Annotated in this window: 12 protein-coding genes; 5 read left to right on the top strand and 7 right to left on the bottom strand. The window is 64.6% G+C overall.

Features of this window, described 5'->3' with window-relative positions; all coding sequences use genetic code 11:
• From RBT54_RS15680 to RBT54_RS15670, 3 genes are all read right to left on the bottom strand, one after another.
• The coding region (locus RBT54_RS15680; protein WP_320367996.1) for a molybdopterin-dependent oxidoreductase at window positions 1-774 on the bottom strand (774 nt) is incomplete at its 3' end.
• Between the two features lie 16 nt (window positions 775-790).
• A complete protein-coding gene (torC, locus tag RBT54_RS15675; RefSeq protein ID WP_320367995.1) occupies window positions 791-2,014 on the bottom strand; it encodes a pentaheme c-type cytochrome TorC in 1,224 nt (407 codons plus the stop codon).
• Between the two features lie 75 nt (window positions 2,015-2,089).
• Window positions 2,090-2,275 carry a hypothetical protein gene (locus tag RBT54_RS15670; RefSeq protein ID WP_320367994.1) on the bottom strand — a complete coding sequence of 62 codons (186 nt, stop codon included), beginning with the start codon at window positions 2,273-2,275 and terminating at the stop codon, window positions 2,090-2,092.
• A gap of 373 nt (window positions 2,276-2,648) precedes the next feature.
• Between RBT54_RS15670 and RBT54_RS15665 the strand changes: the two genes are divergently transcribed.
• The 4 genes from RBT54_RS15665 (at window position 2,649) to RBT54_RS15650 (ending at window position 5,415) form a co-directional block, all read left to right on the top strand.
• Window positions 2,649-4,118 carry a permease gene (locus tag RBT54_RS15665; RefSeq protein ID WP_320367993.1) on the top strand — a complete coding sequence of 490 codons (1,470 nt, stop codon included), beginning with the start codon at window positions 2,649-2,651 and terminating at the stop codon, window positions 4,116-4,118.
• 2 nt (window positions 4,119-4,120) lie between these two features.
• Window positions 4,121-4,363, top strand: a complete 243-nt coding sequence (locus tag RBT54_RS15660; protein WP_320367992.1) for a thioredoxin family protein — start codon at window positions 4,121-4,123, stop codon at window positions 4,361-4,363.
• A gap of 104 nt (window positions 4,364-4,467) precedes the next feature.
• On the top strand, window positions 4,468-4,785 hold the full coding sequence (locus RBT54_RS15655) for a DUF5710 domain-containing protein (RefSeq protein ID WP_320367991.1): 318 nt from the start codon (window positions 4,468-4,470) through the stop codon (window positions 4,783-4,785).
• A gap of 18 nt (window positions 4,786-4,803) precedes the next feature.
• A complete protein-coding gene (locus RBT54_RS15650; RefSeq protein WP_320367990.1) occupies window positions 4,804-5,415 on the top strand; it encodes a 3'-5' exonuclease in 612 nt (203 codons plus the stop codon).
• A gap of 60 nt (window positions 5,416-5,475) precedes the next feature.
• Here the strand turns inward: RBT54_RS15650 and RBT54_RS15645 are convergent, their stop codons facing one another.
• Window positions 5,476-6,180 (bottom strand): alpha/beta hydrolase, encoded by a 705-nt coding sequence (locus RBT54_RS15645; protein WP_320367989.1) that lies wholly within the window; start codon window positions 6,178-6,180, stop codon window positions 5,476-5,478.
• Between the two features lie 107 nt (window positions 6,181-6,287).
• Here RBT54_RS15645 and RBT54_RS15640 point away from each other — a divergent pair, with 107 nt between their 5' ends.
• Entirely contained in the window at window positions 6,288-6,512 is a 225-nt protein-coding gene (locus RBT54_RS15640; protein WP_320367988.1) for a DUF3820 family protein, read from the top strand.
• 38 nt (window positions 6,513-6,550) lie between these two features.
• Here RBT54_RS15640 and RBT54_RS15635 read toward each other — a convergent pair whose 3' ends face one another.
• The 3 genes from RBT54_RS15635 to RBT54_RS15625 are packed head-to-tail and all read right to left on the bottom strand — an operon-like array spanning window position 6,551 to window position 9,348.
• Window positions 6,551-7,840, bottom strand: coding sequence for a saccharopine dehydrogenase family protein (locus tag RBT54_RS15635; RefSeq protein WP_320367987.1), 1,290 nt, complete (start codon window positions 7,838-7,840; stop codon window positions 6,551-6,553).
• A 36-nt stretch (window positions 7,841-7,876) separates the two neighbouring features.
• Window positions 7,877-8,983 carry a carboxynorspermidine decarboxylase gene (locus RBT54_RS15630; RefSeq protein WP_320367986.1) on the bottom strand — a complete coding sequence of 369 codons (1,107 nt, stop codon included), beginning with the start codon at window positions 8,981-8,983 and terminating at the stop codon, window positions 7,877-7,879.
• 8 nt (window positions 8,984-8,991) lie between these two features.
• On the bottom strand, window positions 8,992-9,348 hold the full coding sequence (locus RBT54_RS15625; RefSeq protein ID WP_320367985.1) for a helix-turn-helix transcriptional regulator: 357 nt from the start codon (window positions 9,346-9,348) through the stop codon (window positions 8,992-8,994).
• Window positions 9,349-9,746: the final 398 nt, after the last annotated feature.

The raw sequence follows: 9,746 nt of genomic DNA, 5'->3' as shown, positions 1-9,746 counted from the left end.
CGACTTGTCGGCGACCCTGGCCTTGAGCTGCTCGAAGTAGGCGTAGGACTCGTGGGTCTCGGTGTTCCAGCCCACCTGCAGGTTCTTGATCGGGTCGTTGGCCCAGAACACGACGAGCTTGCTTTCCTTGAGGATCACGTCCCAGGAGGTGCCCTGCGAATACACCTCGGTCGAGCCGAGCACGTAGGGCAGGATCATCTGCCCGGCGCCGGTCGAGTAGTCGCCGATGGTGCCCACGCTGCGGCCATGCATGCCGATGCCGCGCACCATGTGGTTGCCGCAGCTATGCACCTGGCCGACCGAGCGCCAGCCCACGCCGGCGGTGTGCAGCGCCCACGGGCCGTGGTCCTTCTGGATGCGCTCGAGCTCTTCGTAGAACAGGTCGAGCGCTTCGTCCCAGCTCACGCGCACGAAGCGGTTGTCGCCGCGCTGGCTGGTGTCGCTGAGGTGGCGCTTGCGATACCAGTCGAGGCGCACCATCGGGTAGCGCACGCGGGACGGGCTGTAGATCAGGCCCATGATCCCGTTGATCATCTCCGTCGGGTGCTTGTCGTGCTCGAAGGGGCGGACATCGACCACGCGGTCGCCGACCACCTTGGCGCGGATGGCGCCGAAGTGCGAGCCGGAGATCTTCCAGGTGGTGATGTCTTCGCCGACTGCGGCAGCCTCGCCGGCCGCCAGGGCGGACCGGCTGGTGAGCAGGCCGGGCGCGACCAGCACGCTGCCCGACATTGCTGCCATGGCCTTGAGGAAACCTCGCCGAGAGTAGTTCATGGTGTTCAACTCCTGATCAGGGACGCGCGGTCTGCAGGGCGGAATCGGGCGAACCGGCGCCGTGCGACGTGCTGAAATCGGACGAATGGGTCTGGAGGTACTTGAGCACCACGCGGGCGGTGTCGTCATCCATGCTGGTGAAGCCGACCATGCCGCCGAAGAGGCCAGGCCAGGTGTTGGCGTCGAAGTGCGCTTCCTCGGGCTGGCGGTGGCACACGCTGCAGCTGCTGTTGTAGCTGGCGCGGGCGATCGACCACACCGGTTCGACGCTCTCGAGCACGCTGCCCTTGCGCATCCACGCGGTGGCGGTGACCTGCTGCCATTCGAGACCGGTCATCGGGTCCTCCTTGGTGTCGAGCACCTTCACGAAGCTCGTGTCCTGGGCGATTTCCTTGTCGAGGATGGCGCTGGTGATGTTGAGCCCGAAGTGGCTGTACCAGACGCGGCCATAACCCTTGTTCTTGCGCCACAGCGCCAGCTCGACGCGCTGCGCGTCGCCCTTGGTCTCGAGCACCTTCACCTGGGTGGCGACCTCGACCGAACCGATGCGCTTGGTCAGGCCTTCGTCGGCGAACAGTTCCTGCGGTACAACGAGGAAGTAGTCCTTGCCGGTATCCACGCTCTGGCCGGATGCGGACGACACCAGGGTGTCGAAGGCCGGGTTGCGTGCGCCCTTCATCTCGGGCAGCTGGTGCGCGACGCCCTTGTGGCAGTCGACGCAGCTCTGGTCACGCTCGGCAGCCTTGCGCATCGCGACCTGCGAGGCGGGGCGCATCTTGTCGAAGTCCATGTCCTTGTAGTCATGGCAGGCGCGGCATTCCTTCGAGCCGTTGGCCGAGAAGCGCTTCCACTCGCGCTGCGCGAGCACCAGGCGGTGTTCCTTGAATTTCTCGCGGGTGTCGATGGTGCCGATGAGCTGGCCCAGCACCTCGCGGCTGGCCTGCATCTTGCGCGCCACCTTGTCGGTGAAGTCGTGCGGGACGTGGCAGTCCGGGCAACGTGCGCGCACGCCGGTGCGGTTGTTCCAGTGCACGGTCTTCTGCAGCTCGGGCAGCAGGTTGTCGTGCATGGTGTGGCAGCTCAGGCAGAACTCTTCCTTGTTGGTGGCTTCCATGGCGGTGTTGAAGCCCTGCCAGGCCAGCACGCCTGCGATGAAGCCGCCGGTCACGAGCACGCCGAGCCCGATCCGTACCGATGGCTTGAGGAAGAGGTCCCTGATGGACCGAAGTAACTTTTTCATGATGTTGCTCCTGCGTGTTGTGCGATTCCCGGGCTGGCGGGGTTTCCGCGCAGCTTTGCTTCCTGCCTGCGAGGATCAGGACGGGGGGCCGAAGAACAGGATCTGCAGGAACCACACCACGAAGCCGTAGGCCGCGATCGCCAGCGTCATCGTGATGGGCAGCCCGACGAAGGCGAGGAGCAAGAACTTGGGCCACTCGTTCTTGCGTCCCGGTGCCTCTGCACCGGACGGGGCGGAACGCCCGCTAGCTTGATTGTTCACGTCTCAGTCTCCGTGTTCACAAATTCACCGAACAAGAACCGCAGCGGAACCTGGATGCATGCGCTGCGCGGTCTTCCCAGCATAGGGTTGTTCGGCACAAAAACCACATCCAGATCATAGGGATTGGTTGTTAACGCCGCGGGGAGTTTTGTTAATCGGATCGGTGTGCGTGTTAATGCCATTAACACCCTGCGCCCCACACCAGCCGATTCGCCATTGACCCCGAGCGAGCGTCCGGCTGCATCCTTTTCGCGGTGCGTGCGTCTTCATCGATGAAGCTGCTTGCCGTGGGCCAATCTGACCGCTAGCGTTCGGTCAGAGGCGAAGACGATCCAGAATCGGGCAGCAATATTTTCGCGCTGGAGTTTGCGTCATGGACACCCTGCTTTCCGCGGTTCTCCCCGTCTTCTACGGCGGGTTGGGCAATCTGGCCGCGTATCTCGCAGCGCACGTGCTGTTGTGCCTGCTGCCGGCCTTCTTCATCGCCGGCGCGATGTCGGCGCTGATTCCCAAGGAGGCGGTCACCCGCTTCCTCGGGCGCAACTCCAGCAAGACCGTGTCCTATCCGGCCGCCGCCGCCGCAGGCTCGCTGCTGGCGGTGTGCTCGTGCACCATCGTTCCGCTCTTCGCCGGCATCTACAAGAAGGGCGCGGGCCTCGGCCCGGCGATCACCTTCCTGTTCTTTGCGCCCGCGGCCAACATCCTGGCGCTGGTGTACACCGGCGGCATCATCGGGCCGGACCTCGCGATCGCGCGCTTCGTGTTGTCGCTCACTTTCGGCATCGGCATCGGCCTGATCATGGCGCTGCTCTTCCGCGCCGACGATGCCGCCCACGACCTCGCCACCGACAGCGCCTTCGGCGCGCAGGGCGCGGGCATGGGGCGGATGGCGCTGGTGTTCCTGTTTGTGTGGGTGGCGCTGCTGCTCGCCGGCACGCTCAAGCTCGATGTCCTCACCGGGACTTACCTCAACTTCGAACTGCCGATCGGCGACGCACAGGGCTGGCAGGCCGCGCTCGACCGCCTGGTGCCCTACGACGCCGCCAAGGGCGAGGAGGGCGTGTCGGTGCAGGGCGTGGTGTTGATCGCGCTGCTGGCCTCGATCGGCTATGCCGCCTGGCGCGGCTTCGAGAACATCAGCGAAGGCGCCAACGCGTGGACCTGGATCAGCCTGGGGTTGATCGCGGCGACGCTGCTGGTGGCGGCGCTGGCGGTGCAGCCGGTGGACGGCGCGCTGCGCATCGGCCTCACCGGCAAGTTCTTCGCCGTCGCCGCCGCGCTCGCGGCGCTGTATTTCATCATGCGCCGCAGCCTGAGCGAGGACGAGCTGCGCGACTGGCTGTGGGAGTCGTGGCGTTTCGTCAAGCAGATCTTCCCGCTGCTGGTGGTCGGCGTGTTCGTCGTCGGCATGATCCGCGTGCTGATCCGCCCGGAATGGATCCAGATGCTGGCCGGCACCAACTCGCTCACCGGCAACCTGGCGGGCGTGGTGTTCGGCGTGTTCATGTACTTCCCGACCCTGGTCGAGGTGCCGATCGCCAAGATGTTCCTCGACCTCGGCATGCACCGCGGCCCGCTGCTTGCCTACCTGATGTCCGACCCCGAGCTGTCGCTGCAGAGCATCCTGATCATCTCGGCGATCATCGGCCGCAAGAAGACCTTCACCTACGTCGGCCTGGTGGCGCTGTTCAGCGCGGTCGCGGGCCTTATCTACGGCGCCTGGATCGACGGCACCGCATTGTTCTCGCTCGCGCTTTACCTCGCGGGTTTCATCGCCGCGCTCGCGCTGCTGCTGTCGGTTGCCAGCCGGCGCGCGACCGCCTCTTCACTCAAAGGAGTCTGATCATGCTCAACATCAAGGTTCTCGGCCCCGGTTGTGCCAACTGCCGCAAGCTGGAAGAAATCGTGCGCGAGGCAGTTGCCACCACGGGCGTGGAGGCGGAAGTGGTCAAGGTCACCGACATGGGCGAGATCGTGTCCTACGACGTGCTCAAGACGCCCGGCCTGGTGATCAACGAGAAGCTGGTGTCGTCCGGGCGGATTCCGACCGCAGCGAGCATTGCGGAGTGGATCCGTGCTGCGGGCTGATCTCGTGACCAGTGTGCTGCCGTTGCCCGCAGGGACATGAGTGGGGGCGGACAACGAGCCGGGGTGTTTATAATGCGTGCCCGTCACGCCTGACCCGTAATGCCATGAGATTCGACCTGAAGGTGCCTTTCGCTGAAAAAGACCAGGCCAAGAAGCTCGGTGCGCGTTGGGACGCAGGTCGCAAGTGCTGGTACATCGACGGCAATCTCGACGTGACCTCGTTTTCGCAATGGCAGCCTGGCCCGCATGACGCATCTGCGGCCGTTCCGCTTCCGCCCCCTGCCAAGCGAAGCGCCACAGCGCGGGCTGCCTCCGCCGAGAAGGTGCATGTGGGTAGTCGGTTCGTCGAACTGCCCCGGGTATGCGACTGCCTTCCGTGGGACGATTGTGAGAAGTGCCGGCTCCAGTCGTGGCCGAAGTAACCCTGGAGCGTTCTGATCATGGAAGTTGTGGCGGTCATCGATTTCGAGACGACCGGGCTGTCGCCCGCGCAGGGTGATCGGGCGACCGAGGTTGCGGCGGTGATCGTAGAGGGAGGGCGTGTGGTGGATCGGTACCAGAGCCTGATGAACGCCGGGGTCCGAATCCCGGCATACATCGAAGCGCTGACGGGGATCTCCAACGCCATGGTCCGCAGTGCGCCCTCCGCCGGAGATGTGATGCGGGCGGTATCCGACTTTGTCGGCGACATCCCCATCGTCGCCCACAACGCCGCGTTCGACTCGAAGTTCTGGGATGCCGAACTCGCACGGATTCAGCGCTCGAGGAAGCAGGACTTTGTCTGCTCCCTATTGCTCTCCCGTCGCATTTTCCCGCTGGCGCCAAGCCACAAGCTGGGCGCATTGGTCGAGTACGCAAAGCTGCCTGTCGCCGGGCGTTACCACCGTGCGCTGGCGGATGCCGAGATGGCGTCGAGTCTGCTGGTGCGCCTCGAAGAGGAACTGCGGGTGTCTCATCAGGTGCAGGACGTCTCCGTGGAACTGTTGAGGCGGATCCAGCGCGCGCCGAAGGGGCAGCTGCATAAATGTCTGGGTGCTGGGCGGCGCGCGTGACGCGTTGAACAATCGCGTCTGCAAACCCGGAGCAAGGTCATCGTGTCGGGTTGCCGACGTCTATCGAACGCGGTCTCGGCTGCATAGACGTTTCAGCCAGTCGCCGATGTCGGTGATCTCGTCCATGCACACCGAGTGGGGCATGTCGTATGTTCGCCACTCAGGCTCGAGGCCGAGCGCATGCAGCAACTCGACCGCCTGCTCTCCGAGCGCGAGCGACACGACGTCATCGTCTGTCCCGTGCGCCGCAAAGATCGGAATCTGCCGATTCGCTTCGGCGACATCGGTGGTCACCAGCCTGGCGCTCGGAATGTAGGTCGAAAGCGCGACGATGCCCGCAAGTGGTGTGGGGTGCGTGAGTGCGCTCAGGTAGGCGACTGCACCGCCTTGCGAGAAACCCGCGAGGATGATGCGTTCGCTCGGGATGCCTCGCGCGGTTTCGCGGTCGATCAAGTGGCGGACGAGCGCGCGGGACTCGAGCAGGCCGGCCTCGTCGACCTGCCGGGCGTCGGGTGCGAGCGAGATGATGTCGTACCAGGCCCGCATCACGTAGCCGCCGTTGCAGGTCACGGCCCGAAAAGGCGCATGCGGGAAGATGAACCTCACCGCAAGCCCCTCGGGCAGGCCGAGTTCCGGGACGATCGGCTCGAAGTCGCTGCCATCGGCGCCCAGACCGTGCATCCAGATGACCGACCATTGCGGATTCGGGCTGGTCTCGATTTCGATGGGTGGGGTGTCGGAGGTGAAAGGTGTGTGTTCGGTCATCTTGGTCACGGTGAGGAGGTGGGCGCCCACAGCCCCGCTGCAGGCGTTGTCGGGGGGCAGGTGGCTGCTGCGCAAAGGGGGTGGTGGTGTCAACGGAAGGATGATGGATGAATCCCGAACTGCTCGAATTGCTGCTCACCCGCGAGATGCCCTTTGGCAAGTACAAGGGACGGATCATCGCCGACCTGCCGGGGCACTACCTCGCGTGGTTTGCGCGGCAGGGTTTTCCGGCGGGGCAACTCGGCCAGTTGCTGGCGTTGATGCACGAACTCGACCACAACAACCTGGTCGGGCTGCTCAAGCCCCTGCGCAGTGACAGGAAGCAGGGCTGAGCTTCGAGTCTTGCCTGCCATCTGGCCGCCGTCGCGGCTCACCTCGCGTTGGCCGTCCGCTCCCGCTCGCGCCTGAATCCGACCTCCCGTTCGGGGTCGAGCAGGCGGTCGCCCTCGGCGTCGCGAATGCGGGTGGGCAAACCCATGCCGTTCATCAGGCGGATGAAGGGCAGGGCATCGAGTTCCTCGACGTTGGCCATCTCGCCGATGTCCCAGGTGCCGTTGGCGATCAGCATCGCAGCCGCCACCACCGGCACACCTGCGGTATAGGAGATCGCCTGGCTGCCCACTTCACGGTAGCACGCCTCGTGATCGCACACGTTGTACAGCAGCACTTCCTGGGCCTGGCCGTTACGGGTGCCCTTCACCAGGTCGCCGATGCAGGTTTTTCCGGTGTAGTCGGGCGCGAGCGAGGCCGGGTCGGGCAGTACCGCCTTGACCACCTCGAGCGGCACCACTTCCTGGCCGCGCGCGGTGCGCACCGGCTTTTCGGAGAGCAGGCCGAGGTTCTTCAGCACGTTGAAGACGTTGATGTAGTGCTCGCCGAAACCCATCCAGAAGCGGATGTTGGGCACGCCCAGGTTCTGCGACATCGAGTGCAGCTCGTCGTGGCCGGTCAGGTAGGCGGCGGACTTGCCGACCGCCGGCAGGTCCCACTCCTTGCGGTGCTCGAACATCGCGTTTGCCTTCCATGCGTCGTTCTCCCACGACCACACGGTCGAGGTGAACTCGCGGAAGTTGATCTCGGGGTCGAAGTTGGTGGCGAAGTAGCGCCCGTGACTGCCGGCGTTGATGTCGATGATGTCGATCGAATCCACCCGGTCGAAGCAGTGGTCGAGCGCATAGCGCGCATAGGCGTTGACCACGCCGGGGTCGAAGCCGACGCCGAGCAGCGCGGTGATGCGTGCGTTCTTGCACGCATCGCGGCGCTTCCACTCGTAGTTGGCGTACCAGGGCGGCGTCTCGCACACCTTGTCCGGGTCTTCGTGGATCGCGGTGTCGAGGTAGGCCGCGCCGGTGTCGATGCAGGCGGCCAGTACCGACATGTTGAGGAAGGGCGAGCCGACGTTGATGACGATCTGGCTGCGCGTGGCGCGGATCAGGAACTTGGTGGCTTCGATGTCCATCGCATCGAGCGTGTGGGCCTTCAGCTGACCGGGCTTCTGCATGCTGCCCGTTGTCCTGATCGACTCGATGATGGCCTCGCACTTGGCGAGCGTGCGCGACGCAATATGGATGTTCCCGAGAAGGACATTGTTCTGCGCGCACTTGTGCGCCACCACGTGAGCCACCCCACCCGCCCCGATAATCAGGACATTACGCTTCATTCTGATCTCCCATCGCTCTGGTTAGACTGCCCTGTTTCAGGACAAGCTGCTGACGTAGTCGTCGTAGTTAAATTCGCGCACGAGGCGCACACTGCCGTCCAGCTCGCGGACGGCAATGGCCGGCATGTGGACGCCGTTGAACCAGTTCTTCTTCACCATGGTGTAGGGGCCGGCATCGCCGATCGAGATGCGGTCGCCGACCTCCAGCGGGCGCTCGAAGCGACCCTCGCCAAAGATGTCGCCGGCAAGACAGGTCTTGCCGCAGATCTGATAGACGTGCTCGCCTTGGTCGCCTCCGATCGGCGCGGTTTCGCGGTAGATCAGCAGGTCGAGCATGTGCGCTTCGGTCGAGCTGTCGACCACCGCGAGCTTCTTGCCGTTGAAACCGGTGTCGAGCACGCTCACCTCGAGCGTGGTGGTGTGGCGCACGGTGGCTTCGCCCGGCTCGAGATAGACCTGCACGCCCCATTTGCGGGAAAAGTGGCGCAGGCGCTCGCAGAAGGCGTCGAGCGCATAACCCGGCGCGGTGAAACTGATCCCGCCGCCGAGGCTCACCCATTGGAGTCGCTGCAGGATCTCGCCGTAGCGGCGCTCGGCTTCGCCGAGCAGCGCATCGAAGCGCGCGAAGTCGTCGTTCTCGCAGTTGTTGTGGATCATCACGCCGTCGAGGCGGTTGATCACCGACAGGATGCGCGCCGGATCGGATTCGCCCAGCCGGCTGAAGGGCCGCGCCGGGTCGGCGAGGTCGAAACCGGCGCAGCTCACGCCCGGGTTCAGGCGCAGGCCGATCGGCTTGTCGCCCGCGGCCGGGGCGAAGCGCTCGAGCTGGCTGATCGAGTTGAAGATGATCTTGTCGCAGTGGGCGACGACCTCCTCGATCTCGTGGTCGGCGAAGGCCACACTGTAGGCATGGGTCTCGCCGCCGAACTTCTGCCGGCCGAGCTTGACCTCGTAAAGCGAGGACGAGGTCGTGCCGTCCATGTGTTCGCGCATCAAGTCGAACACCGACCAGGTCGCGAAGCACTTCAGCGCCAGCAGCACCTTCGCCCCGGCCTGCGCGCGCACCTGGTCGATGATCCGAAGGTTGCGCAGGAGGGCTGACTTGTCGATCAGGTAGTAGGGGGTGGGAATCGTGTCTTGCATCTGGATCCCTAGTGTTCGTCGGCAGCGGACTTGCCTCGGCCGCCACCACGCTTCTTGGCAGTTCTCTTCTCGCCGAGATGATCGATGATCACTGCGTGTTGATCCGGAAACGTCGCCACCAGCGCGAGCTGGCCGCCGACGCTCTCGACGTAGTGCCGCAGGGTGGACAGGAGCATGTCGCTGCGCTTTTCGAGGCGCGAGATCGTGTCCTGGCCGACGCCCAGTGCCTTCGCCAGGTTTTCCTGCGTCCGCTTCGCGCCCTTGCGCAGTTCCTTCAAGGTGGCTGGCTGCATGGCCTCCAACCCAACGGGCTCATGTTGACGGACGGGATGTGGCGTGCCCTCGCCGCTGTGCTTTTTCGCCATGCCGAATTCCGTGTCATTACGTTCCAAAGATGAATGATTGCACAAAAACATATGTGTTCAAAGCCATAATGACTTATGCGCGGAATTCGGGGGAATGCTGCTTGAGGGCGCAACTCACGAACGGTTTGGGGCGCCGACCGACGGCGAGGTCTGAAGGAAAACGGCCGTGTGCGGATGCCATGCGTTCCACGGTCCGGCCTCGCGTTTGCGCGCGCGCTCTTCGAGGCCGAGCCTGAAGGTTTCGAACTCACCCGTGCCACAACGAGGCACCGATGCAGTGGCTACCGGTGGTCCGGCAGCGGTCGAGCGGCGAGCGGGTGAATCCATCGGCTGCGCTCGGGGCTCGTGCCCTCGTGGGCGAAGGACGAGGCGACCGCGGTGGGGAGTTTGCGCAACGA

The sequence above is a fragment of the Thauera sp. genome (assembly GCF_034003485.1).
Lineage (GTDB): Bacteria > Pseudomonadota > Gammaproteobacteria > Burkholderiales > Rhodocyclaceae > Thauera.
This window is presented reverse-complemented; position numbering and strand designations above follow the sequence as displayed.